The sequence below is a fragment of the Gluconacetobacter sp. genome (assembly GCF_047721585.1).
GTDB lineage: Bacteria > Pseudomonadota > Alphaproteobacteria > Acetobacterales > Acetobacteraceae > Gluconacetobacter > Gluconacetobacter dulcium.
In genome coordinates, this window is record NZ_JBDNXE010000025.1 from 12,986 (window position 1) to 39,017 (window position 26,032).

21 protein-coding genes are annotated in these 26,032 nt (G+C 66.7%); 6 read left to right on the top strand and 15 right to left on the bottom strand.

From position 1 onward, the window contains the following. Positions 1-8: 8 nt before the first annotated feature. The 4 genes from dapB to ABF821_RS06890 form a co-directional block, all read right to left on the bottom strand. The gene (dapB, locus tag ABF821_RS06875) at positions 9-779 is read right to left on the bottom strand and encodes a 4-hydroxy-tetrahydrodipicolinate reductase (RefSeq protein WP_415529500.1); all 771 of its coding nucleotides are present in this window, start codon (positions 777-779) and stop codon (positions 9-11) included. A 155-nt stretch (positions 780-934) separates the two neighbouring features. Further along, positions 935-2,071 carry a molecular chaperone DnaJ gene (gene dnaJ / locus ABF821_RS06880; RefSeq protein ID WP_182975364.1) on the bottom strand — a complete coding sequence of 379 codons (1,137 nt, stop codon included), beginning with the start codon at positions 2,069-2,071 and terminating at the stop codon, positions 935-937. A gap of 191 nt (positions 2,072-2,262) precedes the next feature. Then, on the bottom strand, positions 2,263-4,167 hold the full coding sequence (dnaK, locus tag ABF821_RS06885) for a molecular chaperone DnaK (protein ID WP_182975365.1): 1,905 nt from the start codon (positions 4,165-4,167) through the stop codon (positions 2,263-2,265). 192 nt (positions 4,168-4,359) lie between these two features. Beyond that, complete coding sequence (locus ABF821_RS06890; protein ID WP_415529501.1) at positions 4,360-5,025, bottom strand: nucleotide exchange factor GrpE; 666 nt, start codon at positions 5,023-5,025, stop codon at positions 4,360-4,362. Between the two features lie 180 nt (positions 5,026-5,205). On the opposite strand from ABF821_RS06890, the gene ABF821_RS06895 reads away from it, so the two are divergent. Together ABF821_RS06895 and ABF821_RS06900 are read left to right on the top strand one after the other, a co-directional pair. After that, complete coding sequence (locus tag ABF821_RS06895; protein ID WP_182975366.1) at positions 5,206-5,916, top strand: response regulator transcription factor; 711 nt, start codon at positions 5,206-5,208, stop codon at positions 5,914-5,916. A gap of 65 nt (positions 5,917-5,981) precedes the next feature. Continuing rightward, positions 5,982-7,709: a stimulus-sensing domain-containing protein gene (locus ABF821_RS06900; RefSeq protein ID WP_246402701.1), complete on the top strand. Its 1,728-nt coding sequence runs from the start codon at positions 5,982-5,984 to the stop codon at positions 7,707-7,709. A gap of 36 nt (positions 7,710-7,745) precedes the next feature. Here ABF821_RS06900 and ABF821_RS06905 read toward each other — a convergent pair whose 3' ends face one another. The 8 genes from ABF821_RS06905 to ABF821_RS06940 form a co-directional block, all read right to left on the bottom strand. Next, entirely contained in the window at positions 7,746-9,818 is a 2,073-nt protein-coding gene (locus ABF821_RS06905) for a prolyl oligopeptidase family serine peptidase (protein ID WP_415529502.1), read from the bottom strand. A gap of 4 nt (positions 9,819-9,822) precedes the next feature. After that, positions 9,823-11,091 (bottom strand): serine hydrolase domain-containing protein, encoded by a 1,269-nt coding sequence (locus tag ABF821_RS06910; protein WP_415529503.1) that lies wholly within the window; start codon positions 11,089-11,091, stop codon positions 9,823-9,825. Continuing rightward, positions 11,088-13,475, bottom strand: coding sequence for a penicillin acylase family protein (locus ABF821_RS06915; protein WP_415529504.1), 2,388 nt, complete (start codon positions 13,473-13,475; stop codon positions 11,088-11,090). The genes ABF821_RS06910 and ABF821_RS06915 overlap by 4 nt, the downstream gene beginning before the upstream one ends. A 46-nt stretch (positions 13,476-13,521) precedes the next feature. Further along, a complete protein-coding gene (locus tag ABF821_RS06920) occupies positions 13,522-14,742 on the bottom strand; it encodes an FAD-dependent oxidoreductase (protein ID WP_415529505.1) in 1,221 nt (406 codons plus the stop codon). 254 nt (positions 14,743-14,996) lie between these two features. Then, positions 14,997-16,616, bottom strand: coding sequence for a serine hydrolase (locus ABF821_RS06925; RefSeq protein WP_415529506.1), 1,620 nt, complete (start codon positions 16,614-16,616; stop codon positions 14,997-14,999). Between the two features lie 146 nt (positions 16,617-16,762). After that, positions 16,763-17,653 carry a LysR family transcriptional regulator gene (locus ABF821_RS06930; protein WP_182975372.1) on the bottom strand — a complete coding sequence of 297 codons (891 nt, stop codon included), beginning with the start codon at positions 17,651-17,653 and terminating at the stop codon, positions 16,763-16,765. Between the two features lie 168 nt (positions 17,654-17,821). Next, the gene (locus ABF821_RS06935) at positions 17,822-18,217 is read right to left on the bottom strand and encodes a c-type cytochrome (RefSeq protein WP_415529507.1); all 396 of its coding nucleotides are present in this window, start codon (positions 18,215-18,217) and stop codon (positions 17,822-17,824) included. Between the two features lies 1 nt (position 18,218). Further along, complete coding sequence (locus ABF821_RS06940; protein ID WP_415529508.1) at positions 18,219-19,466, bottom strand: FAD-dependent oxidoreductase; 1,248 nt, start codon at positions 19,464-19,466, stop codon at positions 18,219-18,221. Positions 19,467-19,761: 295 nt separating this feature from the next. On the opposite strand from ABF821_RS06940, the gene ABF821_RS06945 reads away from it, so the two are divergent. Then, complete coding sequence (locus ABF821_RS06945; protein ID WP_415529509.1) at positions 19,762-20,586, top strand: serine hydrolase; 825 nt, start codon at positions 19,762-19,764, stop codon at positions 20,584-20,586. On the opposite strand, the gene ABF821_RS06950 is transcribed toward ABF821_RS06945, so the two are convergent. After that, positions 20,552-21,214, bottom strand: a complete 663-nt coding sequence (locus ABF821_RS06950; RefSeq protein WP_415529510.1) for a TetR/AcrR family transcriptional regulator — start codon at positions 21,212-21,214, stop codon at positions 20,552-20,554. The genes ABF821_RS06945 and ABF821_RS06950 overlap by 35 nt on opposite strands. Before the next feature lie 105 nt (positions 21,215-21,319). Here ABF821_RS06950 and ABF821_RS06955 point away from each other — a divergent pair, with 105 nt between their 5' ends. The 3 genes from ABF821_RS06955 to ABF821_RS06965 all read left to right on the top strand — a co-directional run bounded on the left by ABF821_RS06955 (position 21,320) and on the right by ABF821_RS06965 (position 23,892). Beyond that, on the top strand, positions 21,320-21,889 hold the full coding sequence (locus ABF821_RS06955; RefSeq protein ID WP_415529511.1) for a hydrolase: 570 nt from the start codon (positions 21,320-21,322) through the stop codon (positions 21,887-21,889). A 34-nt stretch (positions 21,890-21,923) separates the two neighbouring features. Next, positions 21,924-23,354 carry a DHA2 family efflux MFS transporter permease subunit gene (locus tag ABF821_RS06960; protein ID WP_415529512.1) on the top strand — a complete coding sequence of 477 codons (1,431 nt, stop codon included), beginning with the start codon at positions 21,924-21,926 and terminating at the stop codon, positions 23,352-23,354. A 61-nt stretch (positions 23,355-23,415) separates the two neighbouring features. After that, positions 23,416-23,892: a TM2 domain-containing protein gene (locus tag ABF821_RS06965; protein WP_183008104.1), complete on the top strand. Its 477-nt coding sequence runs from the start codon at positions 23,416-23,418 to the stop codon at positions 23,890-23,892. 56 nt (positions 23,893-23,948) lie between these two features. On the opposite strand, the gene ABF821_RS06970 is transcribed toward ABF821_RS06965, so the two are convergent. Both ABF821_RS06970 and pqqE read right to left on the bottom strand, forming a co-directional pair. After that, positions 23,949-24,830: a lysostaphin resistance A-like protein gene (locus ABF821_RS06970; RefSeq protein WP_415529513.1), complete on the bottom strand. Its 882-nt coding sequence runs from the start codon at positions 24,828-24,830 to the stop codon at positions 23,949-23,951. A 111-nt stretch (positions 24,831-24,941) separates the two neighbouring features. Beyond that, positions 24,942-26,015 (bottom strand): pyrroloquinoline quinone biosynthesis protein PqqE, encoded by a 1,074-nt coding sequence (pqqE, locus tag ABF821_RS06975; protein WP_415529515.1) that lies wholly within the window; start codon positions 26,013-26,015, stop codon positions 24,942-24,944. Between the last annotated feature and the right edge of the window lie 17 nt (positions 26,016-26,032).

Below are 26,032 nucleotides of genomic sequence, written 5' to 3' on the forward strand. Positions count from 1 at the left end.
GAGAATATTCAGTGAAGTCCCAGAACGTCTTCCATGCTGTACAGCCCCGGTGCGCGGCCGCGCAGCCACAGGGCGGCCTGGACCGCGCCGGTGGCGAAAACCCGGCGGTCGAACGCGCGGTGGGTCAGGGCGATCTGTTCGCTGGCGGACGTGAACAGCAGCGTATGTTCGCCCACGATCTGGCCGCCGCGCAGCACGGCGAAGCCGATCGCGTCGGCCTGACGGGGGCCGGTATGGCCGGTGCGGCCGGATTCCATGTGGCTGGACAGGTCGATGCCGCGCCCGTCGGCGACCGCCTGGCCGATGGCGAGGGCCGTGCCGGACGGGGCATCGACCTTCTGCCGGTGGTGCATTTCCAGGATTTCGGCGTCGTAGACCGAAGAGGGCAGCACTTCCGCCATCTGGCGGGCCAGCCGGGTGACCAGGGTGACGCCGGGCGAGTAATTGGCGGCCTGGACCACGGGGATTGTGCGGGCCGCGGTGGCGACGGCATCCTGATCCGCTTGCGACAGGCCGGTGGTGCCCAGCACCCAGCCGGTGCCGGCTTTGGCCAGGGCGGCGGCATGGGCCTGGACGGTGACGGCGTGGGTGAAGTCGATCACCACGTCGCAGAGCGGAGCCAGGGCATCGAGCGTGGCGAACAGGCTGCCGTCTTCCTGCCGGTCGCGGCTGGTGCCGCCCGCGAGGAGCGCGCCCGCGGCCGTGACCTCCTCGCGCAGCAGGCGCCCGACGCGCCCGTTGATGCCGGCGATGCCGATGCGCATCCTGTCTGTCGTCATGTCACGGTCCGGAAAATGGGTGGCGGCGCGACCGGGGGATCGCGCCGCCTGATTATCCATGGTGCGAGTTGGGGGGATCACCATGGATAGCGGATTTTCTAGCCGCAACCCGGAGGGGGTTCAACCGCGCGTATTGTCGCCCCTGGGGTCGGCGATCAGAGCTTGCCTTCGAAGAAATCACGGACTTTGCTGAAGAAGCCTGTGCTTTCCGGGTTGGCGCGCGCGTGGTCGTCGGCCTCGGTCTCTGATTCATACTCTTCCAGCAATTCGCGCTGGCGTTTCGTCAGGTGGTGCGGGGTTTCGACCGACACCTGGATATACATGTCGCCGCGTGCCGACGACCGCAGGACCGAGAAGCCCTTGCCGCGCAGGCGGAAATTCTCGCCGGTCTGGGTGCCGGCGGGGACCTTCACCTTGGCGCGGGAGCCGTCGACGACCGGGACCTCGATTTCGGTGCCCAGGGCGGCCTGCGTCATGCGCAGCGGGACGCGGCAATAGATGTTGGCGCCGTCGCGCTGGAAGATCGGGTGGGGTTCGACCGCGATATGCACATAGAGGTCGCCGGGCTGCGCACCCTTGCCGCCGGCCTCGCCCTCGCCCGACAGGCGGATGCGGGTGCCGTCCTCGACGCCTGCCGGGATCGCGACTTCCAGCGTCCGCTCGCGCTCGACGGTGCCGGCGCCACGGCAGACGGTGCAGGGATTGCGCACCACCTTGCCCGCGCCGTGACAGGTGGGGCAGGCGCGCTCGACCAGGAAGAAGCCCTGCTGCGCGCGAACCTTGCCGGCGCCATGGCAGGTCGGGCAGGTCTCGGCGCCCTGGTCGCGATCGGCCGAGCCGGTGCCCTCGCAGGATTCACAGGTGACGCGGGTGGGCACCGTGATCGCCTTCTTGATGCCCGAAAATGCCTCGGTGAAGGAAATCGAGACCTGCACCTGGATGTCGCTGCCCGAGCGGCGACCGCCGCGACGGCCGCCCATCATGTCGCCGAACATCTGCTCGAAGATGTCGCCCAGGCCACCGCCGCCGCCGAAATCGAAGCCGCCGGCACCGGGGCCGCCGCCCTCGAACGCCGCATGGCCGAACCGGTCGTAGGCGGCCCGCTTCTGGTCGTCCTTCAGGACATCGTAGGCTTCGCTGATTTCCTTGAACCGCGCCTCGGCCGAGGCATCGCCGGGGTTGCGGTCGGGATGGTACTGCATGGCCAGCCTGCGATACGCCTTCTTTACCTCGTCGCCATTTGCATCGCGGGAGATTTCGAGCGTGGCGTAATAATCAAGCTTGGTGGCCATAATGGTCCTCATTGGCGGGGCCGCTTCGCAGCGGGTCGGAGGACGGTGCCCCCGGCCGGCATGCGGCCCTGACAGTCATGTCATGGAAAAGCGCCCGCCTTCAGGGAAGGGGGCGCCTCGCTTGGGGCAGGACGCCGGCCCGAAGGCCGGCGCGTGCCGCGCGGTAAACGCCGGCCTGTGGGGCCGACCGCTTACTTCTTGTCTTCGACGTCCTCGAAGTCGGCATCGACGACCTTTTCGCCGTTCGGGCCGGTGGCACCGGCGGCGCCGGCACCCGGAGCGCCTTCGGCCTGGCCGGCCTTGTAGACGGCCTCGCCGATCTTCATCGCCGCCTTGGACAGCGTTTCGGACGCGCTGTTCAGCGCGGCCACGTCGCTGCCTTCAAGGGCCGTACGGACCGACGCGATGGCGGCTTCGGCTTCGGCCTTGTCGGCGGCGGGAACCTTGTCACCGGCTTCGGCCAGCGACTTCTCGACCTGATGGGCCAGGCTTTCGGCCTGGTTGCGGGCCTCGACCAGTTCCTTCTTGGCCTTGTCGGCCGTGGCGTTGGCCTCGGCGTCCTTGACCATCTTCTCGATGTCGGCGTCGGACAGGCCGCCGGACGCCTGGATCTTGATCTGCTGTTCCTTGTTGGTCGCCTTGTCCTTGGCGGAGACCGACACGATGCCGTTGGCGTCGATGTCGAACGTCACCTCGATCTGCGGCATGCCGCGCGGCGCGGGCGCGATGCCCGTCAGGTCGAAATTGCCCAGCAGCTTGTTGTCGGCCGCCATCTCGCGTTCGCCCTGATAGACCTTGATGGTCACGGCGCCCTGGTTGTCTTCGGCGGTCGAGAAGGTCTGGCTCTTCTTGGTCGGGATCGTCGTGTTACGGTCGATCAGACGGGTGAAGACACCGCCCAGCGTCTCGATGCCCAGCGACAGCGGGGTGACATCGAGCAGCAGCACGTCCTTGACGTCGCCCTTCAGCACCGCGCCCTGCACCGCCGCGCCGATGGCCACGACTTCGTCGGGGTTCACGTTGCGGGCCGGCTCCTTGCCGAAGAACTGCTTCACCGCCTCGATGACCTTGGGCATGCGGGTCATGCCGCCGACCAGGATCACTTCCTCGATTTCCGCCGCCGAGACCGACGCATCCTTCAGCGCGGCGCGGCAGGGCTCCAGCGTGCGCTGGATCAGGTCGTCGACCAGGCTTTCCAGCTTCGCGCGGGTCAGCTTCAGCACCAGATGCTTCGGACCCGAGGCGTCGGCGGTGATGAAGGGCAGGTTGATCTCGGTCTCCTTGGAGGAGGACAGCTCGATCTTCGCCTTTTCCGCCGCTTCCTTCAGGCGTTGCAGGGCCAGCTTGTCGGCGCGCAGGTCGATGCCCTGCTCGCGCTTGAACTCGTCGGCCAGGTAGCTGATGATCCGCGCGTCGAAATCTTCACCGCCGAGGAAGGTGTCGCCGTTGGTCGACTTCACCTCGATCACGCCGTCGGAGATTTCGAGCACCGAGACGTCGAACGTGCCGCCGCCGAGGTCGTAGACCGCGATCGTGCCGCCATTCTTCTTTTGCAGGCCGTAGGCCAGCGCCGCCGCCGTCGGCTCGTTGATGATGCGCAGGACTTCCAGGCCCGCGATGCGGCCGGCGTCCTTGGTGGCCTGACGCTGGGCGTCGTTGAAGTAGGCCGGAACCGTGATCACGGCCTGGGTCACCGTCTCGCCCAGATAGGACTCGGCGGTTTCCTTCATCTTGCCCAGCACGAAGGCGGCGATCTGCGAGGGGGCGTATTTCTTGCCCTGCGCCTCGACCCAGGCATCGCCATTGTCGCCGGGGACGATGTTGTAGGGCACCAGGCCCTTGTCCTTGGTGACGGTCGGGTCGTCGTAGCGGCGGCCGATCAGGCGCTTGACCGCGTACAGCGTGTTGGACGGGTTGGTGACCGCCTGACGCTTCGCCGCCTGGCCGACCAGCATTTCGCCGCTGTCGGTGAAGGCGACCATCGACGGGGTGGTACGCGCGCCTTCGCTGTTCTCGATGACGCGGTTCTCGTCCCCTTCGCGGATCGCGACGCACGAATTGGTCGTGCCGAGGTCGATGCCGATAACCTTGCTCATATGTCTTCTCTCCTGTCAGCGGTCCGGACCGGCCCGAAGCACCGGAATGGACCCTAGAAAAACTGCCGTGAAGCGGGATGGGTGGACTGTTTGACCACATCCGCCTGTACCGCCATGGCCGTCTTCAGCATGTATTCAGCCATGGCGCCTGTTTCAAGGGGGGCTGTCGCCGGGGGGCGTCCCCCTGGCGTTTCAGCCCGCCGGCGTCTCAGCCGCCGGGGGCGCGCCCTTGGAGACGACGACCATCGCCGGCTTCAGCAGGCGGCCGTGCAGCGTCCAGGCCGGTGTCCAGGCCTGGATCACGGTGCCATGGGCGTGCTCGTCGCTATGCTGTTCGGCCATCGCCTGATGGTGGTTGGCGTCGAACGGATGGCCGGCCGGGTCGGCGGCCGAGATGCCGTTGCGCTCCAGGATGCCCAGGAACGAGCGCTCGGTGCTCTCGATCCCTTCGCGCATGCGGGTGATCAGGGCGTCTTCCCCTTCGGCGGGCGCGGGCAGGCTGCTCAGGGCGCGCTTGAGGTTCTCGGCGGCCTCGACCACGTCGCGGGCGAATTTCTGCGTGGCATATTGCCGCGCGTCGTCCACCTCGCGCTTGGTGCGGGTGCGCAGGTTCTGCATCTCCGCTTCGGAGCGCAGCCATTTCTCGCGCATCTCCTCCAGGGCTGCTTCCAGCTCCTGGACGCGGGGGTGGGTGGCTTCGCTCTGGCCGCTTTCCGGCCGGATCGGGTCCTGATCGGTGCCGGGGTTTTGGCCCGGCGCGGACGCCCCGGTCTCTCCGCTCGGAGAGTCGGCGACGTGGGTGGGGTCGGTATCGTGGCTCATGCCCTGAGAAGTAGGTGAGCCCAGGCGCTTGGACAAGGCGTAACGACCACCTTCAACGCGATGTTCATGTGGCATTCCCATCCCATGCAGGGCAGGAATGCGCCGATGGAGAGGGATGGGAAGATGGATGGATCGTCATGAGCCGGCAGTCATGACATCGGCACATGGCCGGGGCTAAGATGGCGCCTGGACTGTGTATGGAGCGAGAACGCCGCGATGGAGCCGACGAAACACACGATCGCCCTGGTCGATGACGACCGGAATATCCTGGCGTCGGTCCAGATGACGCTGGAGGCCGAGGGGTTCAACGTCCGCACCTATACCGACGGCGAAAGCGCGCTGCACGGGCTGATGAGCCGGCCGGTCGATCTGGCGGTGCTGGACATCAAGATGCCCCGCATGGACGGCATGGAACTGTTGCAGCGCCTGCGGGCGCGCTCGCAGCTTCCCGTCATCTTCCTGTCCTCGAAGGACGAGGAGGTGGACCAGTTGATGGGGCTGCGGCTGGGGGCCGACGATTACATCACCAAGCCGTTCTCGCAGCGGCTGCTGCTGGAGCGCATCCGCGCCCTGCTCCGCCGCAACGAGGCCAATAGGGCCGAGGCCGGCGGACCGGCCGTGGGCGGCTCGCTGGTGCGGGGCGAACTGTCGCTGGACGAGACGCGGCATCAATGCCTCTGGCGCGGCAAGGACATCCAGTTGACGGTGACGGAGTTTCTGCTGGTCAAGGCGCTGGCGGCGCGGCCGGGACTGGTGAAGTCCCGCGACCAGTTGATCGACGCGGCGTATGGCGAGAACATCTATGTCGATGACCGGACCATCGACAGCCACATCAAGCGGGTGCGCAAGAAATTCCGCCAGGTGGACGAGGATTTCAACCAGATCGAGACGCTGTACGGCATCGGCTACCGGTACAAGGAAGAATAATGCCGGTGCGCGGCCGAGACGGCGGGGCGTCGCCGGCGGGCCTGCTGGCGCGGGCGCGGCGGGGCATGGCGTCGTGGGCCGAGATCCAGACCCATGATGCCGCTTCGGCCTTCCACGAATATCGGACGCGCCTCGTCTCGCCGCTGATGCGGCGCATTCTTCTGGTCAACGCCCTGCCGCTGATGCTGCTGGCGCTGACGCTGTTCTATCTCAACCAGTTCCAGAACAGCCTGCTGGAAGCCGAGGTGATGGCGCTGCGCGAGCAGGCGCGCATCTATGCCGGCGCGCTGGGGCAGAACGCGGTGACCGCCAGCCGTGGCGGCGACCCGGTGCTGGATGCCGCGCAGGCGCGGCCGCTGCTGCTGCGGCTGACCGAACCCAGCCCCAGCGCCCATGCGCGGCTGTTCGCGCCGGACGGGCAACTGGTGGCCGACAGCCGGGTCGAGGCGGCGGCGGTCCGGCACCGGCGGGTGCGCGGGCAGATCGATGCCCAGCCCCTGCCCTCGCCCGTTGCCGGCGATGACGGTGACGACCGGGTGGTGGATACCGCCGCCAATGTGGGGTTTGTCGAACGGTTCTATGACCGGCTGCTGTCGATGCTGCCGACCCTGTCGGGTACGCGGATCATCACGCTGGCGACGCCCGACACCGATCCGTCCGTCCAGCCCATGGCGGGTGGCGGCAAGGCCGCGCCGGAGATGCCGCCTTATATCCGCCGGACCGCCAACCGCCATCTGATCGTGACCGTGGCCGAGCCGGTGATGCATGAGGGGCAGACGGTCGGCATCATCCAGTTGACGCGCCAGGCGCGCGATGTGGACCGGTCGCTGTTCGCGGTGCGGTCGTCGATCCTGTCGCTGGTGCTGGTGGCGCTGGCGCTGACCGTGCTGCTGTCGTGGTACCTGTCGCTGACCATCGCGCGGCCGCTGCTGCGGCTGGCGGCCTCGGCCCATGTGATCCGCGAATCCTCCGGCCGGTCGGACAGCGTGCCGCCGCGCCTGCTGGCCCGGCGGGACGAGATCGGCGAGGTGGCGCGGGCCTTGCAGGACAGCGCCCGCGCGTTGTGGGCGCGCATGGATGCGATCGAACGTTTCGCCGCCGATGTGAGCCATGAGATCAAGAATCCGCTGTCTTCGATCCGTTCGGCGATCGAGACGCTGTTGCGGATCGAGGATTTGAACCGTCAGCGCCGGCTGCTTTCCATCATCAATGACGATGTGCGCCGGCTGGACCGGTTGATCACCGACATTTCCGATGCCAGCCGGGTGGATGCCGAACTGTCGCGCGCGCGGGCCGAGCCGGTGGCGGTGGTGCCGATGCTGTCGGTGCTGGCCGAAATCCATCAGGCGACCCGCAGCGCGGGCCAACCGATCCTGAGCGTCAGCGCCGGGCCGGCGGACAAGCCGCTGACGGTGATGGCGGTCGAGGACCGGCTGGTGCAGGTGCTGCGCAACCTGATCGGCAATGCGATCTCGTTTTCGCCGCCGGACGGCCAGATCGTGCTCAGTGCCGCCGCCGTTTCCGGCGGGATGGTGGAGATTGCGGTGACCGACCAGGGGCCGGGTATTCCGGCCGCCAAGCTGGGCAGCATTTTCGACCGGTTCTATTCCGAACGGCCGACCAGCGAGAATTTCGGCCAGCATTCCGGGCTGGGCCTGTCCATCAGCCGCCAGATCGTCGAGGCGCTGCGCGGCACGATCCGTGCCGAGAACCGGGTGGGGGCGGACGGGCAGGTGACGGGGGCGCGCTTCGTCGTGACCCTGCCGCGTGGCGGGGTGCAGGGTCACGGGTGAGGCAGTCCGCGCCGGGTGTCCTGAGAGCGGTTTCCGTTAGTGTTCGTGCCCGGCCGACAGGTGGGCGTCGAGAAAATGCAGTGTCCACAGATAGGCGGCGAGCCAGTCCTGCGTGCGGAGGAAGGCGTGGCGCTCGCCGGGGAAGATGTGATCCTCGAACGGGATGTTGCGCGCCGTGAGCATGCGGGCCAGCAGGGTGGATTGTTCGAATTCGACGTTATGGTCGTCATCGCCGTGGATCAGCAGGACGGGTGCCTGCCAGTGCGCGATGTCGGCGGCGGGGGACGATCGCCATTCGGAGTCTCGGGCCTGCTGTTTTTCCTCGGGGGAGAGGCCGGGGTGGTCGGGTTCCGTGAGGTCGTGCACGCCGTGGAAGTCGGCGCCGGCGGCGAACAGGGCGCTGTCGCGGGCGAGGGCCAGGGCCGTCAGGTAGCCGCCCCAGCTTCCGCCCCAGATGCCGATCCGGGCCGGTGCCACGTCGGGGCGGGCGCGCAGGTAGAGGCCGGCCGCGTGGACATCGCCATATTCGCTGGCGCCAGCCCGGCCGATGCCGGGTGCGTCGCGGAAGGCCAGGCCGTAGCCGGTGCCGCTGCGATAATTCACCGACAGGACGACATAACCTCGCGCCGCCAGAAGCTGGTTCATGATGTAGGCGTTGGAATAATAGCCCATGGCGTTGAAGGCCGGCAGCATCTGCCGTTCCGGGCCGCCATGGACGAAGATCAGCGCCGGATGCGGGCCGGGCGTTGTGGCCGGCGGCAGGAACAGTTGGCCGTGGATGTCGTACCCGTCCGCGCCGTGGATGTGGAAGATCTGCGGGGCGGTGAAGGTGAAGCCGTCCGGCACCGTGGCGGTGACGGGGACCCGGCGGCCGCCGTTTTGCAGCACCACCGGATGGGCGGGCTGGGCGATGCCCGTGGCCATGACGGCGATGGCCTGGCCGGCCGTCGTTAAATTCGTGACCTGTTCGTCTTCGGCGGTCAGCGGGGTGGCCGGGGTGTCGTCGAGCGGTTGCGACCAGGCGCGCCAATGGTCGAGATCGCCGCTATTGGCCGTGTAGAGCAGGTGCGTGCGGTCCGCCGACAGGCGATAGGTGGCGATTTCGGCGCCGTCCGGCGTCAGGCAATGCGGGGTTGGCGGGCTGGCCGCGACCGGGAGTGCGCAGAGCCGGAGCCAGCCGCTGCCCTCCCACGGGAAGATCAGCCGTCCGTCGCCGGTCCAGGTCAGGCCCATGCCCTCCGGTGCCCAGAAGCGGCTGCCCGCGCCTTCCGGTGCCGTCCAGAGCGTGCGTTCCGTGCCGGTGGCGATGTCGTAGGTCTGTATCGACCAGAAATGGCCCTTTCCGCGTTCGGCCGTCAGCAGGGGCGTGCGCGCCCGCACGAAGGCGATGGATCGTCCGTCCGGCGAGAAGGCCGGCATCTGGTCCTGGGCCAGGGCGGCGGGGAGGAAGACGGGGGCCTCATTGCCCGGTTTGTCCTGCCATAATGCGATAAGGGCGTGCGATCCGCGATCGATCTCGATGGCCAGACGGGTGCCGTCGGGCGACCAGTGCAGGGCGGTGATCGCGCCCGGTGTGGTCAGGACCGTGCGGGGGACGCCGCCGGCCCGGCCGACCAGCAGCGTGCCGCCATGCGCGAAGGCCAGTTGTCGGCCGTCGGGCGAGAATGTCGGTGCGTGTCCCTCCCCTGCCGTGACGATCCGGCCGTCGGGGAGGACGACGCGCACCGTCTGCTTGCCCGGCACCGGCGCGTTGCCGGCGTTCGGCGGCGCGTCGTCGGGATATTCGGGATCGCCTCCCTCGACGAAGGCGAGCATCCGTCCGTCGGGGCTGAGGGTGAGGCCCCAGAGGTCGGTTCCGTCGTCTTGCGTGTAGGCCGTGACACGGTGCGGCGTGGCACCGCCGTCCGAGACCAGGATATTGCGGATGCCGTTGCGGCGTTCGACCCAGGCCACGCGGGGCGCGCCGGCGGCGCCGGTCAGGCCGTTGGCGTAGGGCATGGCCAGCAGGGCGGCCAGACGGGGGGCGTCCGTCGCCGGGGCGGCGTGTGCGGGGAGAATGGTGGCGGCGAGCAGGGCCGACGCGGCGAGGAGGGAGGATCGGACGGTCATCGGCTTACTTTCCTGCGTCGGCGAGGGCGGTGAACAGGTCCTCCTCGACATGGGTGAAGGAGGAATAGGCGCCCGGACGCTCCTGCCCGTCATCGGGGAAGCCGTCGGCCGCGAACAGGAAGCCGTCGCCGGTGGCCGGGTCGTACCAGAAGCCCGATTTCAGCCCGTATGCGTCGCCCAGATGGCCGGCCAGGTCGCCGGAATAGCCTTTGTAGGGGCGGGTTTCCCGCCCGGAGGAATCCCGCTGGCCAGTCAGCCGGATCATGCTGAGCCCGTAGCTGGCGATCGGGTACGGGCAGGTGCCGTTATGGCCGTCATACTGCCAGCTTGGCGTCAGCATCAGGTCGATGCTGTGGGGCGAGAGCAGGCGCGTGCCGTCCAGCGTGCCGTGGCCGAGCATGAAGCGCGCGAGGCGGGTCAGCCCCCGCATGGAGATGCGCAGGCCGCCCTGCGGAGAAAAGAGGGTGCCGTTGGTGCCGGGCGTATAGGCGGCCAGCGCCGCCGCGCTCCGGTTTTCGACCGGTAGCGTGTCGGTCGCAGCCGTCCAGCCCGAGGGCAGGTGGTGGTAGAGCGTGGCCAGACGCTCCGGGTGGGCCAGGGTGGCCGGGTTGTAGCCGCCGTCGATGCCCAGCGGGGCCAGCACATGCGCCTGCTGGAAACGGTCGAATCGTTCGCCGCTGGCGCGCTCCATCATCGTGCCGATCAGGCCGTAGCAGAGATTGCAGTATTCGAACCACGAGCCCGGCGGGTGGCCGTCGGCATGGGCGAAATGATAGGCGGGATCGCCGGGTTTGCGCGACGGGTCGAAAAATTCCGCGATCCGGTGGCCTGGGGGGAGCGTGTAGCCGTCGGCGTCGCGGATGCTGGACGTATGATTGAGCAGCATCCGCACCGTGATCGGCACATCCGGGAAATCGGGATTGCGGAGCGGGAAGCCCAGATAGTCGGACGCATCGTGATCGAGCGTGATCCTGCCCTGTTCGACCAGTTCCATCAGTCCGATGGTCGTGACGATCTTGGAGATCGAGGCGATGCGGAACAGTGTGTCCGGATCGACGGGGGGCGTGCCGGTCCGCGTGCGGCGGGCGAAGCCGCCATAGTAGCTGTAGGCGACCTGGCCGTGGCGCAGGCGGATGGCGGCGATCGCGGCCAGTGGCCGGGCCTCGCCTTCGGCCAGCACGCGGTCGAGTGCCTGGTCGGTGGTCGTCTGTGCCTGTGCCGCCGAGGGCAGGACGGCCAGTGCGGCGAGGGCGAGGACCCGCCAGATTCTCATGGCCGGGGTCCCGGCTGGAGGGTCTGGCGCCGGACGGCGGCGGCGTTGACGCCGTGTGTGCTGAAGGGGAGCTTTTGCATCGCGCCCCGCAGCCAGACGGGGAGGAAATCGGCGTAATGCGGTGAATGCGGGTCGGCCGACTGGCCGGGGAAATTGAGGAACAGCGATTGGTCCCAGTCCCCGACATCGCAGACCATCAGATAGCTCGCGCCGCCCGTTGCGGCATAGGCGTGCTCTCCGCCCGTTCGCGGGCTGTACCAGCGGGCCATGACGGTGTAGGGGTCGCCGCCGCTTTCCGCCGTGGTGCCGCCGATGGCGGGGAAGGCCGCCGCGATCGCCGGAACGGAGGCCAGCGGGTGGCGCAGCGTGATGGTGTGCAGCGCGCCCCATCGCCAGGCGGCCGGCAGGGGACCCAGCCGTTCGCGCAGTTCGGCGACTGCCGCGCTGAAGCAGTCGGCCAGCATTCTGTCGCGTGCCTGCGCCGGGTTGGGTCCGAAGCGGGAATCGGGTGACTGGAACAGGGAAAGCTGCACCGTGGCGCCGACCGGGCCGGGTAGGAGGTCGTGCAGCGATGGCGGGATGATCAGGGCGTGCAGCGCGCGCTCCAGCCGCGTCCACCAGACTTCATACAGGGCCGCCGCCGCGCTGTCGGCGTCCACGCGGCCGTTCCAGGCGCGCAGCAATGCGGCTTCGGCGGCCAGCGAGGGCGGGATTGCCGGCAGCAGCCGCACCATCTGCAAGGCCAATACCGACAGCGTGTCGTGTTGCAGCGCCGCGCTGTCCGCCAGGGTTGCGCGGGGGGTGGCATCCAGCATCTGGGCGACGCGCTCGTGGCGGAAGCGGTCGCGCCATTCGAAGCTGACGCGCCGTTCTTCCGCCGGGTAGTCCGGTGGGAGGTTCATCTCGTTCGAGGTGCCGAACCAGCCGCGCGCGGGGTTGAAGCTGCTGGGCAGGGCCTCCAGCGGTTGCAGACCCTGCCAGTCGTATCGTCCGTTGCCCGGCGCCGGCATCAGCCCGTCATGGCCGTCCGCGCGGTGGGGCAGGCCGCCGGCCGCCTGCCAGCCGATATTGCCGCTGGTATCGGCATAGGTGAAATTGGTCGGGCTGGTGTGGACCCGCAATGCCTCGCGGAAGCTGGGCCAGTCATGGGCGAGGTTGATGCCGATATTGGCCAGCAGGCCGTTCGCGCCGGGGGCCAGCCAGGTGGCCGAAACCGTCGTCGCGCGGTGGTGCGCCGTATCGCGCGCCACCACCGGCCCCTGCACGGAATAGAACAGGCTCACCACCCGATCGGGCTCGCCGCGCACCGCGATTGTCGTTTCGACCTGCTCCATCCGCTTCCAGCCGCCCTGGTGGGCATAGCGCAGCGGGTCGCGCGGGTCGGTGTCCAGGATGAACAGGTCTTCCTGGTCGATATGGAAGTTGGTGCGTCCGAAAGCGATTTTTGCGTTATGGCCCTGCATGATTCCGGGCATGCCCGCCGATCCGCCGCCGATCACGTCCAGCCCCGGTGCCGTCAGATGCACGACATGGCGCGGGCCGGGTACGCCGAAACTCAGATGCGGATCGTTGGCCAGGATCGGCCGGCCGGTCGCGGTGCGTGAGGGGGCGATGATCCAGGCATTGCTGCCCTCGTTCCGCCGCCTTGTTTCGTCGTTGGTCGCCGCGTGCAGGCCCCGCAATGGCAACGGAGCCTGCAATACGCCGAACAGTCCGAGATCGGCCTCGGTGATTGCGTCGACATCCAGCCCGTCCGGCACGCGCAGCGCATGGACGGGTTCGAGCGGGGTCATGATCGTGTCGTAAGCCAGCGCGCCCCGTGCCGCCAGTCGTGCCCGGCGGATCTCCGCGCGCGTGTTGCCCGTGACCTCGGCGCGTATGCGGATCAGGTCCAGCACATCCCATGCCAGCGGCGTGCAGGCGAAGAGTGCGAATTCGGGTGGGAGTTGTGTCGGATCGGCCCTGGTTTCGGCGATCCGCGCGTTGATCCCGGCGACATAGGCGCGCGCGCATGCCTGCACCAGCGGCGGGAAGGCGGCGAGTTCCTGTTCCGCGTCGCCTCGGAACAGCACCAGCCGGTTGGCGGTGTCGGAAGGGACGAAGGCCGCGCCGAAGAGTTCGGCCAGCCGGCCCAGCGACTGGCGGTGGCCGAAATCCATCTCCCACAGCCGGTCCCGCGCCACAAGATAACCGTCGGCGAAGAAGGCGTCGGGGATGGTATGGGCCCGTACATGGGGAATACCCCAGCGATCTTCCAGAATCTCGACCGGTTGGTCGAGCCCGGCGAGACCGTGAAGGGATGGGGCGGCCCTGGGGACGCGCATCGGCATGGACAGGGTTGCGGCGACGCCGCCAAGAAGAACCGCGCGACGGGTCGTCTGCATCGGAACCTGTTCCTTTCCTCGAGAGCCTGTTTGGACCGTCGGCTTCTTATCCGATGGCCCGGTCATCGGCTCCGGCCACGATCTCTTTCAGCCGGAGTGCCGAGCCGACCGACAGCGTGAAGCCTAGGGCACCATGCCCGACATTAAGCAGAAGATTGTCATAGCGGGTCCGCGCGATGATCGGAACGCCGGTCGGCGTGGCCGGGCGCAGGCCGGCCCATGGCGCGTCCTCGCCCTGCCCCAGTGCCCCCGGCAATGTTGCGGCGACCAGGGCGCGCAGGTCCGCCAGGCGCCTTGGGTCGGGCGTGGTCTCTTCGGTGCCGATATCGACCATCGCCGCCACCCGCAGCCGGTCGCCCAATCCTGCATAGACCACGCGATTGTCGTAATCCGTCACGCTGACCGATGGCAGAATGCCGGGTTGCGGCCGGGTGGTCAGGCTATAGCCTTTCAGGCCGTACAGCGGCAGGTCGAGCCCCAGCGGTCGCGCCAGCGCACGGGAGGCGATGCCTGCCGCGAGAATGACGAGATCGGTCTCGAACGGTTGGCCATCGACGCTGACGGTGCATCGGCGGCCCACGCCGGGGGTGAGCGCGACCGTGCCTCGCACCAGACGGAAGCCCGGCTCCGCCGCCAGCGCCTTGCGCAGGACCTTGCAGAACAGGAAACAATCCCCGACTTCGTCCTCGGGCGAGAAGAGTCCGCCCGCGAGCCGGGGTTGCAATCCCGCGAACGCGGGTTCGACCGCCACGCATTCGGCTGGAGACAGCGCGCGCTGTCGGGCTGGATCGGTGATGGAGCGCGCCGCCTTGCGGAATATCGAAGCCGTCCGATACAGCACGAGTTTTCCCGGACGGCGCCACAGGAAATCGTCCAGCCCGGCATTGCGCCACATCTGGAGTTCCGTCTGCCCGTTCAGGGCAAGATCGAGCAGGATTGCGGCATTTTCGCGATTTGTCCGCCGGTTGCATGCCAGCAGGAAGGCGAGCAGCCAGCGCCACTGGCCTGGATCGGCCCGCAGCCGCAAGGCGATCGGCGAATGTGGGCGCAGCAACCAGCCCAGAGCGTCGCGCATTACGCCGGCATCGGCCAGCGGGCTGACATAACGGTAGCTGAGTTGCCCGCCATTCGCGAAGCTGGCTTCCTGCCCGATATCCTCGCCACGCTCGATCAGCGTGATCTCGTGGCCCTCCCGAACGAGGGTATAGGCGGCGGTGAGACCGATGACGCCGCCGCCGATGATGGTGATGGTCCGTCTGCCGGCCATGAAATTTCCGAATATCCAGAGGCTGGCCGCACTGATGTGCCGTCACGATGGGCAAAGCCTAGAAGTCCGGGAGCGTTTCAGCCAATGCAAAGAGACCGTCCTCTCATAACCTGTGGTTAACGGTTCGGTTTGATAAAAAACGAATAGAGGGGGTGTGGGGGTGGTTTCTGTTCTTTTTTGAAAAAAAAAGACCCAAAAAAACTTTGATTCGGTCGGGAGCCTTGTGCTGGGGACGCGCGATGACCCTGAACGGATTAAAGTCTTTTTGCTTCTTTTTCTTCAGAAAAAGAAGAACTGACTTTCCTCGGGTGCAGATCCTGCGCATCGAAGCTGAAATCGGACCCGATCACGCGCATGTTCATGCCGACCACCTGGCCGGAGACATCGCGTTCGAACTGCACATAGGAATCGTCGCTGGCATCCTGTCCGCGATCGTCCCACCGGACGACGAACAGATCGTGCGGCAGGGCGGAGAGTGTGCCGGTCAGGCCATCGGCATGGCTGAATGCCATCCGCAGGTCCCGTCCTCGGCGGCTGATGGTGATCGGGCCGCGCCAGTCGTCGCGATAGGTGCCGATATAGTCCTGCTGCGTGCTTTCGGAGAGGGTGATGAACGGCCGCGCGGGCGAGCCGGGGCCGGTGCTCGCGGCGGCTTTCGCCTCCGCCGCGTGTGCGGCGTTCTCCGCGTCCTGCCAGTGCGCGACCCAGTCGGCGCTGGCGCCGGTTGCGACATAGGCGCTCAGCGTCGTTGCGATGGCGTAGGTCGCGTTGTGGTCGTCATGGTTGGTCAGGATGACGATGGCCGTCCGGCTTTCCGGCAGGAAGGTCATGTAGCTGACCATGCCGTCGATGGTGCCGGTGTGCCAGACGCGCTTCTGGCCGAAGAAATCCTCCATGAACCAGCCATAGCCATAGGCTCGGAAATGGGTTTTCGTTGCGTCCGCCGTGTCGGGCAGCGGCAGCAGCGCATGCGGCGCCCACAGCGTATCGCGGCTGGCCTGGCTGAAGATCTGCCGGCCTTCGGGCGTGCGGCCGCCGTTGAGATAGGTCTGCGCCCAGCGGGCCATGCCGTCGGCGCTGCACCAGATGCCGCCGGCGGGCGCCACGCCGGGCAACCGGAGCGCGGCCTTGTCGGGCAGGATGCCGGTTTCACCCTCGCCGGTCGCGACGTTCGTCTGGCCCTTGACCGGCGGCGTGCTCTGGCAGGCGGGCAGGCCGGCGGCGTCGATCAGTCGCTTCTGGACGATTTCTTCCCAGCTTTGCCCGGTCAGTCGCTCGACCAGCGCGCCGGCTACGACATAAAGAAGATTGTTGTAGGCGTATTGGGTGCGGAACGGCGCTGTGAAGGGCATGAACGGCAGGCCGGCGAGGATTTGCGGCCGCGTGAGCGTGCTGTGCGAGAACAGCATCAGGTCTCCGGCGCCCAGCCCCATTCCGCTATGGTGGGTCAGCAGGTCCGACACGCGGAAATCCCGCGTGATCGACGGATCGGCGACGCGGAATTCCGGCATGTGGTCGATGACGCGGTCGTTCCAGTCCAGCTTGCCCTGATCGACCAGTTGCGCCAGTGCCGTGGTGGTGAACTCCTTGGTGTTCGACCCGATGGCGAACAGCGTGCGCCGATCGACCGGCGCGCTGCTCTTGTCTTCCGCGCGGCGTCCGTAACCGTGGCTGAACACGATGTCTCCGTCATGCACCACGGCGACCGCGATTCCGGGCACGTTGAATGCCTGCCGGGCGCGTTCCACCGTCGTGCCGATTGCCTGCTCCGTCAGTCCCGGTGGCAGGGACGCGGCATGGCCGACGCATGGCACGGACAGGAGGGCGACCGCCGAGACGGCCTTCATGCATGAATGTCGGAAACGCTGGAGCATGGACGGTCCTGAATACGAAAAGTCCGGCCCTGGGGCATGGATGGGCCAAAAAGGAAAAGGGATTCATTAAGAGCACGAAATGGTTCGCCTGTCCCGTTTCGCAGATGTACCTTTCCCTTAACCTGATGTTACAGCCCTGCCGGGTGTCATTCGGCCAGCGCGGCCAGGTCGATTGCCAGTTCGTTTCGTAACAAGGCAAGGATGCTCTGCGAAATATGCGAGAGTGCGTGGTCGGCGCGGAACAGGACGGTGCAGGTCACGCTGAGTGGCGGGGAGAGCGGGCGCGGCCGGGGCAGGCCCGGATGATGCAGGGCTGTCAGGGCATCCACGATGGCGCAGCCTCCGCCGAGGCGCACGAGTTCGGCCGCCATGAAATGGGTGCGCACCCGCACCGGTGGCGTGGCCGGAATGCCGGCTTCGTCCAGTGCCATGTCGAGCAGGCGGGCCGTGGGGTCGTTCTCGCTCAGCCCGATATAGCGGGCCGGGTCGATTTCGGCGATGTTGACGGGGCCTTCCCCGCCCTCGGCGTCGATCACCAGCAGGGGAATATCCGCGATATGCAGTGCGGTCAGCCCGTCGCGCGTGTAATCGCCGAACACGATCCCGAGGTCGAGATCGTGGTTGAGGATGCGGGACACGATTTCGGAGCCGTGCATGGCGTCGATCGTGAGTTCCATGCCGGGATGGGCGGTGCGATAACGCTGGACTACGCGCGGCACCAGGCTCAGCCCCAGGCTCGGCACGCAACCGATGCTGATCGAATGCCCGTCTCGCGCATAGCGCAGATTGTCGGTCAGGCGTTTGAGGTCCGACAGTTTTTCGAAAATGGCGTTGACGTGCGGCAGCATGATGCGGGCTTCGCGCGTCGGCACCAGTCGGCCGCCCGCACGCTCGAACAGCGCGAAGCCCAGCGATTGCTCGGCGTAGCGCAAGACCTTGCTGGCCGCCGGCTGCGAGACGTGCAGCAGTTCGGCGGCGCGCCGGAGCGAACCCGTCGTCATGATCGCGTAGAAGACTTCGATCTGGCGCAGGCGCATCGGGGATCCTTGGCTTGGGGCGTGGTTTCTGTTCTTTTTTGAAAAAAAGAACCAAAAAACTTTGATTCGTTCAGGAGCCTTGTGCCTGGGGCATACGATGTCCCTGAACGGATAAAAGTCTTTTTGCTTCTTTTTCTTCAGAAAAAGAAGAGAACGATGCGGCGTGTTTCATGACGGACAGGCCGAACGCGTCCGCGCCCCGACACGCACGGTCTTGCCTTGCGGGAGATCGTTCGCCGCCAGCAGGAACGCGACGACGGCCCGTGTGTCGTCCGGTGACAGCGTGCCGGGTGCCATCAGCGGCATGGCCCGATGGACATAGGCTTCCAGTTCCGAAACCGGTGCCCCGGCCCAGTTGGCGACGAAGCGGCCCGTCAGCGCGGGGGTTTCGAAATTGCCTTCCAGCCGTGTGCCGTGGCACATCGCGCAGGCCGTGCGATAGAGGTCCGCGCCGTGAGCCGGTTCGGCGCACGGTGTGGCGGCGGCAAGGGGGTGTGCCGGGGCCATGCCGAGCGTGAGGGCGGCCATGCAGGCGGCCATTGTGCCTTTTATGCGCATCGTCATGTCACCCGCCCGCCATCGGCATGCGCGCGAACAGGTCGGCGAAGACGCCGATGGCGCGCGCCGCCTCCGCCGGGTCGGGGTGCTCGAAGGAATTGCCGACGCCGGTCATCTCGCCCAGCCCGTCCAGATCCACGGCCTGGATCATCACGCCGTCGGTCTTCGACAGCAGCGCGGCGCCCCGGTAATCGAGGCCGTAGGGGGCCTCGGGGCGGGGTGGCAGCCACGCTGTCTGGCCCCGGACGGGGATCAGGCTGTCATCGCGCCACCAGTCGCGCGCGGCGTAGCCGGGGCAGTTGATGATCACCTTCTCCGGCAGGGAGGTCAGATCCTGGGGGGTGTGGAACGAGCGGATGACGATGCGGCCGCCCGCCTGGTGAAATTCGGACAGCAGCAGGTGGCCGTAGGCGCCGAAATTATAGATCATCAGGGAATGCCGCTTTGCGTACGGCGCGGCGAAGGGATTTTCCGCCGCCGGAACATCCTCGGCCGCCGGGATGATATCGCGAATCCTGCTGTCGTAGGCGGCGAAATCCTCGGTGGCGCGGGGCATCCGTCCCGGTGCGCCGGCGGGTGCCGGTCTGGCCGGCCCTTCGTCGAAGGGTTTGTCGGACAGGATGTAGTTGTCTTCGAACAGGATCGGCGCGCCGGGCAGGCCGAGATAGGTGCGGTAGGTCGCCCACGAGAACCGTGCCATCTGCTCCCACTGGTCGGCGAAGGCTGGGCCGGCGGTCTGGGTCAGGGCGATGCGGGAAGCTGGCGTCCAGCTTCCGTTCGCGCGGACCGAGCGCGTGTGCGGCAGCAGGTCGCGGGTATAGATCGTGACATCGAAGCCCGCGCGCTGCGCCGTCAGCGCGGCCGTGAGCCCGACGATGCCGCAGCCGATGACCGCGACCTTGCGGTTGAGCGTTGCCGCCACCTTGCCGACCACCAGATTGGCCGAGCCCCAGGACAGGGACCAGCCGCTGCCGCCATGGCCGTAATTATGGAAGACCGTCTTGTCGCCGATCCGCTCGACATCCAGTCGGGGGCCGGCGGCGCGGAAGGGCCGGATACAGACCTTGATGTCGGTGATCTGGTCCACGCGCGGGTGCAGCGGCACAAGGTGGGGCCGGTGCGCCGGCGCGCGTGCGTCGCCCGCCGAGGCGGCGTGTGGCAGGAGGATGTGCTCCCCCGCCATCATTGCGGCCGCGCCCAGTGCGGCGCCGCCCGCAAACACGCCTCGGCGCGAAAGAGTCCTGCCAGTATCCATAACCGCGCCGCGCCACCCCGCTGCATGATCGCATGCTTCTTCCTTCGCCGATCGCGGCCCGCTTAGGAAGGTCAAACTTTTCCACAGGTGATAACCCAAGGCTAACGCATGGTAACTTCGGTGAATTGGTCTGGTGTGGAAACGAAGATTATGATGGCCTCGGAATGAGGTGGACGTGCCACCGAGGAGATCGACCGTGCCGCCATCTGGAATGCGCCTTCTGACACGCGGCGCCGTTGTCTTGTGCGCGCTCCTTCTTCTTGCCGGGCCGGCCCGGGCGGCGCGTGCATCCGCCATGGCGGACGCTGTCGCGCGACTGACGGCCGGGCAACCGGGGGAGTTCGCCGTCTATGCCGCGCCATCGGGGCAGGCGCCGGATGTCTGCCTGCATTGTGACGAGCCGATCAATGCCGCCAGCACCATCAAGCTGCTTGTGCTCGATGCCGCCTATGCCGCCTTCCGTGACGGCACGCTGAAGCCGGATGAGGCGATCATCGTTCATAACCGTTTTCACTCGCTGGTCGGCATGGGCAGTTTTTCGCTGGACCAGAAGCAGGATTCCTACGATCCGCTCTATGCAGAGGCCGGCAGGCCGGTCACGGTGATCGAATTGCTGCGGGTCATGATCCAGTACAGCAGCAACCTCGCCACCAACCTGATGGTCGAGCGGCTGGGTGTGATCCAGATCCGTGGCGTGGTGGCGCAGCAGGGACTGGAGGGCATTACCTTCGGCCGCATGATCGAGGATTTCGATGCCGATGCAAAAGGCATCCGCAATCGCGTGACGGCGCGCGGGCTGGGCGGTTTCCTGCAGAAGCTCGACCACGGCGCGATCGTCGGCCCGGCCGAGAGCCGTGCGATGATCGGCATCATGCTTGGCCAGACCTTCAACGACCTTATCCCGCCCGGATTGCCCGCCGGTACGCTGGTGGCGCACAAGACCGGGTGGGTCAACGGCGTGCGCAATGATGCCGCGATTGTGTTTCTGCCGAACGGGGCGCACTATATCCTGGTGGAACTCAGCCGCGACCTGCCGGACGAGGCGGCGGGCATCAAGGTGCTGAATGCCATTTCCAGCACGGTCTTCAAAGCCTATCGGCGCCGTCTGGGTGGCCCGTAGCCGGCTTCTGAGCGGGCATCAGCCTGGTGGCGAGATAAAGCCGGTTCATCAGGCGCAGTTCGTCTGGCGCGCCTGGTGATGTCGGGGCGGTCTTCAGGGCCATGCCGAGCATCGTCTTCATGTTGTTGAGCACGACGGTCGCGATATCGTCGGCCTCCCGCCGGTCCAGTTTCGGCGCGCAGGCGATCAATGCCGCGGAAATGCCGCCCAGCGCCGTGGCCCGCGACTGCCGGCTGAGTTCGGTCCGGTCCGTGCTGACATCCATGAGGGCGGGAAGCGATTTTACACGCGGATAGAGCGTGGTCAGAAGATCGATCAGGATATCGGCCAGTTCCTCGGGCGTGGCGCCGGTCGCGTGCTGGCCAAGCGTGGCATACGCTTCGCGCAGGATGTCGAGATGCCGGCGCAGCAGGGTGTCGGCGATCGCCTCCTTGTTCGGGAAAAAGCGATAGAGCGATCCGATCCGGGCACCGGCCCGCTCGGCGATCGCGGCCATGGTCGTCGCCTGATAGCCGCGTTCGGCGATCAGGTCGGATGCCGCCGCCAGCAGATCCGCCACGCGCTGGCGACCGACCGCGCGCTGGGGCTGCAATGTGGTGCGATCGGTCCTTGACGAAGTTGAGCCCATGCTCAAATAATGCCCCTGCTTGAGTTTGTCCTCAAATTCTATCGGACCCCGCCGGAGCGGACAACGCGCCGGGGGGACCGAATGCAACGATATCGGAGCCGCATCATGATGTCTCTTCCCGCTTCCCGGACCGCGCTGGTGTTGATCGATCTCCAGAAAGGCATTGTCGGCCGTGCGCTGGCGCCGCATTCCGGCGACGACGTGGTGGCGCGTTCCAAGCGCCTGGCCGGCCGTTTCCGGGCGGCCGGCGCGCCGGTCGTGCTGGTCAATGTCGCCTTTTCGGCCGATTTCGCCGATGCGGTGCGTACGCCGGTCGATCGGCCGTTTTCCCCGCCGCCGGGCGGCTTTCCCGAGGACTGGACCGAACTGGTGGACGGTCTGGCCGAACCGGGGGACCTGATGGTGACGAAGCGCCAGTGGGGCGCTTTTTACGGCACGGACCTGGATCTGCAACTGCGTCGGCGCGGCATTACGACGATCGTGCTCGGCGGGATCGCGACCAATATGGGCGTGGAATCCACCGCCCGCGCCGCGCATGAGCATGGCTATGCGGTGGTGGTGGCGGAAGATGCGACCTCCGGTCTGTCGGCGGACATGCACGGCTTCGCCTTCGAGCATATCTTTCCGATGCTCGGCCGGGTGACGACCACCGATGCCGTCGAACTGACGGCCTGAATCGCCGCCGCATGTGCAGCCCCGGCTTTTCAGCATGAGCCGCGCCCCGGATGCGGGCGCGGGCTCGGTGCTGGGGGGGAGCGACCGCCTGCCGCGCGGTATCTGGAAAATCGCCAGTGTCGCGGCCATCGGTTCGTTCATGGCGCAGCTCGACGCCACGATCGTGAACGTCTCGCTACCGGGGTTGGCGGGAACGCTGCATGCCGCGTTCCCGACCATTCAGTGGGTCATGAGCGGGTATCTGCTGGCGCTTGCGCTGACCTTGCCGCTCAATGGCTGGCTGGTTGACCGCATCGGTGCCCGGGCGCTGTATCTCCGGTGTTTCGCGGCGTTTACCCTGGCATCGGGCCTGTGCGGGATGGCATGGTCGGCACCGTCGCTGATCGGGTTTCGCGTGGTGCAGGGCATGGCGGGCGGCCTGCTGGCGCCGATGGCGCAGATGCTGGTCGCGCGGGCCGCCGGCCGGCATCTGCCGCGCGTGGCCAGCATGGTGACGATGCCGATCCTGCTGGCGCCGCTTCTGGGGCCGATCGTTGCGGGGGGGATTCTGACATTTGCTTCCTGGCGCTGGATCTTTCTGTTCAACCTGCCGGTCGGCCTTCTGGCTTTTGCGCTCGCGTGGCGTTTTTTGCCCGATGACAGGCAGGAGGCGCGCCCGCGTGCACTCGACCTGACCGGTCTGGCGCTGCTCTCGCCGGCTCTTGTGTTCTTTCTTTACGGGATCGATCGTCTTGGCCAGCGCATGGGCGGTGCCCTGGTGTGTGGCGGACTGCTGCTTTTCGTGCTGTATGGCGCGTGGGCGCATCGGAAGGGTGATGATGCCCTGATCGACCTGCGGCTGTTCGGAGGACGGGTTTTTTCCGCTTCGGTCGCCACCATGTTCCTTCTGAACGGCGCCCTGTTCGCGGGGCAGATGCTTGTGCCCGTCTGGCTGATCCACGGATGCGGCCTGTCGCCCGACCGGGTTGGCTGGCTGATGATGCCGATGGGGCTGGGCATGATGTGCACCTATCCGTTGATGGGGCGTCTTACGGACCGGTTCGGTATCCGGAGACTGACGAACTGCGGCGCGCTGGCGGCATTTGCGGGGGCTCTGCTGCTTGTGTTTCTTGCCCTGCGTGGGTCAGCTTTTTCACTTCTGGCCGGCGCGCTGTTTCTGCGGGGGGCCGGGATGGGGGCGATCGGCATTCCGTCCATGAGCGCGGGATATGCCTCGGTGAAGCGGGAGGACCTGCCGGTTGCGACCACGGCGCTGAATATCGTGCAGAGGCTGGGCGGCCCGATCTGGACGACGCTGTGCGCGATGACGTTGGGTGGGCAGGCATCCGCCAGCCCGTTCATGGCATCGCGGGCCTTTGGGCTGGCGTTCGGTCTGCTGTGCGTGCTGCATGCGGGGCTGTTCCTCGCAACCCTATTGCTGCCCGTGCGGCTGGCCGGGAAGCGCGGGGGATCAGCGCCGGATTGACGCGAATTATCGTGGATCTTTATGCTGATATGATCGCCATAAGATTTGCGGGTGGAATACAATGCGCGGAATCGTTCTCGATTATGACCCCAGGAATGGAGAAGGATTGATCAGCGGGGACGATAATCATCGGTATAAATTCAGGGGGACGAGCGTAAAGTCTGATTTTTCATCCCTGAAAAGCGGCGCAAGGGTCGATTTCGATCCGGGCAATGGCGAGGCGTTCTCGATATTTGTTCTGCGTGATCAGGCAACGGGCGGCATCAATATAGATATCAATACATCAGGGGAGAAATCGAAGGTCGTTGCGGGTCTTTTGGCGATCTTTCTGGGCGGGTTCGGGATTCATAAATTTTATCTGGGATACAATAAAGCCGGCATCGTCATGCTGCTCTTTACGATGTTCGGATTTCTGTTTTTTGGTATCCCTGGTGCGATTATCTGGCTGATCGGCTTGATCGAGGGCGTTATCTATATTTCGAAGTCCGATCAGGATTTTTTCGAGACGTATGTCGCTCATCAGAAAGAATGGTTCTGAAAGCCGGTCCGGGCAGGTTTCGGGCGGATGGGCCAGGCTTCCCTGGCCGGGGGCGGTCATGATCCTTTCGGTTGGGATGGCCTGAAAAGCAGGATGGCGACGAGCATCATCAGATATTGCATGCCGATGCCCGGAATGCTGAACATGACGCCGTTATCGCCTCCGTTGAGCCATGCGGGACCGGCGACGAGCAGGTGGACGATCTGGAACGGGCTGCTGTCGGCATGGGGGTCGGGCGAACCCAGGATGATGTTGGACAAATCGGCGACGGCATGGGCGCCGACACCCAGCCAGAGAGAGCCCGTGACGCGGCGGAGGCCGCACAGGACGAGTCCCGACAGGAACAGCAGGACGATTTCGACGATATTTTCGCCGTTATTGGCCAGGTGAAAGGTGGCGAAGACGAGGGACGTAGCGAGAGCGGCGGGCCACCAGCCGATGGCGTCCTGAAGGCGCTGCTGCGGATAGCCACGGAACCACAATTCTTCGGTCAATCCGACGATGGTGAGGGTGGCGGCCGAGAGCAGGATGATCGCGGCCGTGACCGGGCCGTTCCAGATCAGCCCGGTAAAGCGCAGGCCGCCGAAGAGACATTCGAATGCCCCCAGGAGCAGGGCGCCGACCAGCGACAACCCGCATCCCTGCGCGATGCGCAGGAGAGCCGTCCTGTCGAGCGGAAAGCCGCAATAGGCGGCATCCTTCCGCGTCGTCGCGGCGAAGGCGGCCGTGAGGCAGCAGATCAGAAACAGCATGAACAGTTCGTGGAGGCATAGATTGCCCAGCTTTGCGGTGGTGTGCGCGGCGGGGGACGAGCCGGGCCTGTCGGACAGCAGGAGAAAGCCCGGCAGGTGAATATATTTGAATGCCACCAGAGAAAGAATGAAATACCCCGCGACGGGGGCGATGCCTGGCAGGGTCTTTCGCAGAGAGCGCGGCATGAACGGTTCCCGGACTGATTTGTTCCAGGGTAGCATCGTCCTGTCTGGCGTGACAGCCGGCTGGAGCGGAGACTGCCTGAACGGGCGTGCAGTCGGGACGGTGAAGAGGCTCTAACCGGGTGCGTTGCCGTAGCGGCGATAGACCAGCGGGGGTGGTGTTTCCGGCAGGTCGGCGAGGATCTTGCTGATCCGGGCGTGGTCGGGCGAGCGGGTGCAGACCGGGTCGGTGGCGGCGGCGTCGCCCAGCAGGGCCAGGGCCTGGCAGCGGCAGCCGCCCCAGTCCTGCTCGCGCAGGTCGCAGCCGCGGCAGGGTTCGGGCATCCAGTCCGTGCCGCGAAACAGGCGGAACAGGGGGGCGTCGGCCCAGATGGCGGCCAGACTGTCGGTGCGGATGTCGGGGATGGGGACGCCCGTGATCGTCTCGGCGGCGTGGCAGGGCAGGACGTGGCCGGTGGGGGAGATATTGACGAAGCGTCGACCCCAGCCGCCCATGCAGGGTTTGGGCTGGTCGGCATAGTAGTCGGGGGTGACGTAGTCGATCGCGAGTGTTCCGGCGAGCCGGGTGCGGGCGTCTTCGACCGCGCGGGTGGCGTCTTCGAGCTGGGCGCGGCTGGGCATGAGGGCGGCGCGGTTGACCAGCCCCCAGCCATAATACTGGGTATGTGCGATTTCGGCCCGGCGGGCGCCCAGTTCTACCGCCAGATCGAGCATGCGCCCGATGCGGCCGACATTGCCGCGATGAATGACGAAATTGGTCGTCAGCGGCATGCCTTCGGCCACGATCAGGCGCGCGGCGGCCAGTTTTTTTGCCTGCGCGCCGGGCATGCCGCCCATGGTCTCGGCCGGTGCCGTGTCCACGTCCTGGAACGAGAGCTGCACATGGTCCAGCCCGGCTTCGGCCAGTTGGGCCAGGGAGGCTTCGGTGAGCAGCACGCCGGAGGTGATGAGGTTGCTGTACAGCCCCAGCGATGCCGCGTGGCGCACCAGTTCGGGCAGGTCGCGCCGGGCCATCGGCTCGCCGCCGGAGAAATGGACCTGCAACACGCCCAGTTCCGCCGCCTGTTCCAGCACGCGGAGCCAGTCGTCGGTGCCAAGCTCGCCCTCCCGCCCGTCCAGCGCCAGCGGGTTGGAGCAATATGGGCATTGCAGCGGGCAGCGATGCGTCAGTTCCGCCAGCAGGCTCATCGGGGGCTGGACGGGCG

Excerpts from the sequence above, each read along its gene's own strand:
- dapB (WP_415529500.1), bottom strand. The coding sequence starts at position 779 with ATGACGACAGACAGGATGCGCATCGGCATCGCCGGCATCAACGGGCGC.
- dnaJ (WP_182975364.1), bottom strand. The coding sequence starts at position 2,071 with ATGGCCACCAAGCTTGATTATTACGCCACGCTCGAAATCTCCCGCGAT.
- dnaK (WP_182975365.1), bottom strand. The coding sequence starts at position 4,167 with ATGAGCAAGGTTATCGGCATCGACCTCGGCACGACCAATTCGTGCGTC.
- ABF821_RS06895 (WP_182975366.1), top strand. The coding sequence starts at position 5,206 with ATGGAGCCGACGAAACACACGATCGCCCTGGTCGATGACGACCGGAAT.
- ABF821_RS06900 (WP_246402701.1), top strand. The coding sequence starts at position 5,982 with ATGGCGTCGTGGGCCGAGATCCAGACCCATGATGCCGCTTCGGCCTTC.
- ABF821_RS06905 (WP_415529502.1), bottom strand. The coding sequence starts at position 9,818 with ATGACCGTCCGATCCTCCCTCCTCGCCGCGTCGGCCCTGCTCGCCGCC.
- ABF821_RS06910 (WP_415529503.1), bottom strand. The coding sequence starts at position 11,091 with ATGAGAATCTGGCGGGTCCTCGCCCTCGCCGCACTGGCCGTCCTGCCC.
- ABF821_RS06915 (WP_415529504.1), bottom strand. The coding sequence starts at position 13,475 with ATGCAGACGACCCGTCGCGCGGTTCTTCTTGGCGGCGTCGCCGCAACC.
- ABF821_RS06920 (WP_415529505.1), bottom strand. The coding sequence starts at position 14,742 with ATGGCCGGCAGACGGACCATCACCATCATCGGCGGCGGCGTCATCGGT.
- ABF821_RS06925 (WP_415529506.1), bottom strand. The coding sequence starts at position 16,616 with ATGCTCCAGCGTTTCCGACATTCATGCATGAAGGCCGTCTCGGCGGTC.
- ABF821_RS06930 (WP_182975372.1), bottom strand. The coding sequence starts at position 17,653 with ATGCGCCTGCGCCAGATCGAAGTCTTCTACGCGATCATGACGACGGGT.
- ABF821_RS06935 (WP_415529507.1), bottom strand. The coding sequence starts at position 18,217 with ATGACGATGCGCATAAAAGGCACAATGGCCGCCTGCATGGCCGCCCTC.
- ABF821_RS06940 (WP_415529508.1), bottom strand. The coding sequence starts at position 19,466 with ATGGATACTGGCAGGACTCTTTCGCGCCGAGGCGTGTTTGCGGGCGGC.
- ABF821_RS06945 (WP_415529509.1), top strand. The coding sequence starts at position 19,762 with ATGGCGGACGCTGTCGCGCGACTGACGGCCGGGCAACCGGGGGAGTTC.
- ABF821_RS06950 (WP_415529510.1), bottom strand. The coding sequence starts at position 21,214 with ATGGGCTCAACTTCGTCAAGGACCGATCGCACCACATTGCAGCCCCAG.
- ABF821_RS06955 (WP_415529511.1), top strand. The coding sequence starts at position 21,320 with ATGATGTCTCTTCCCGCTTCCCGGACCGCGCTGGTGTTGATCGATCTC.
- ABF821_RS06960 (WP_415529512.1), top strand. The coding sequence starts at position 21,924 with ATGAGCCGCGCCCCGGATGCGGGCGCGGGCTCGGTGCTGGGGGGGAGC.
- ABF821_RS06965 (WP_183008104.1), top strand. The coding sequence starts at position 23,416 with ATGCGCGGAATCGTTCTCGATTATGACCCCAGGAATGGAGAAGGATTG.
- ABF821_RS06970 (WP_415529513.1), bottom strand. The coding sequence starts at position 24,830 with ATGCCGCGCTCTCTGCGAAAGACCCTGCCAGGCATCGCCCCCGTCGCG.
- pqqE (WP_415529515.1), bottom strand. The coding sequence starts at position 26,015 with ATGAGCCTGCTGGCGGAACTGACGCATCGCTGCCCGCTGCAATGCCCA.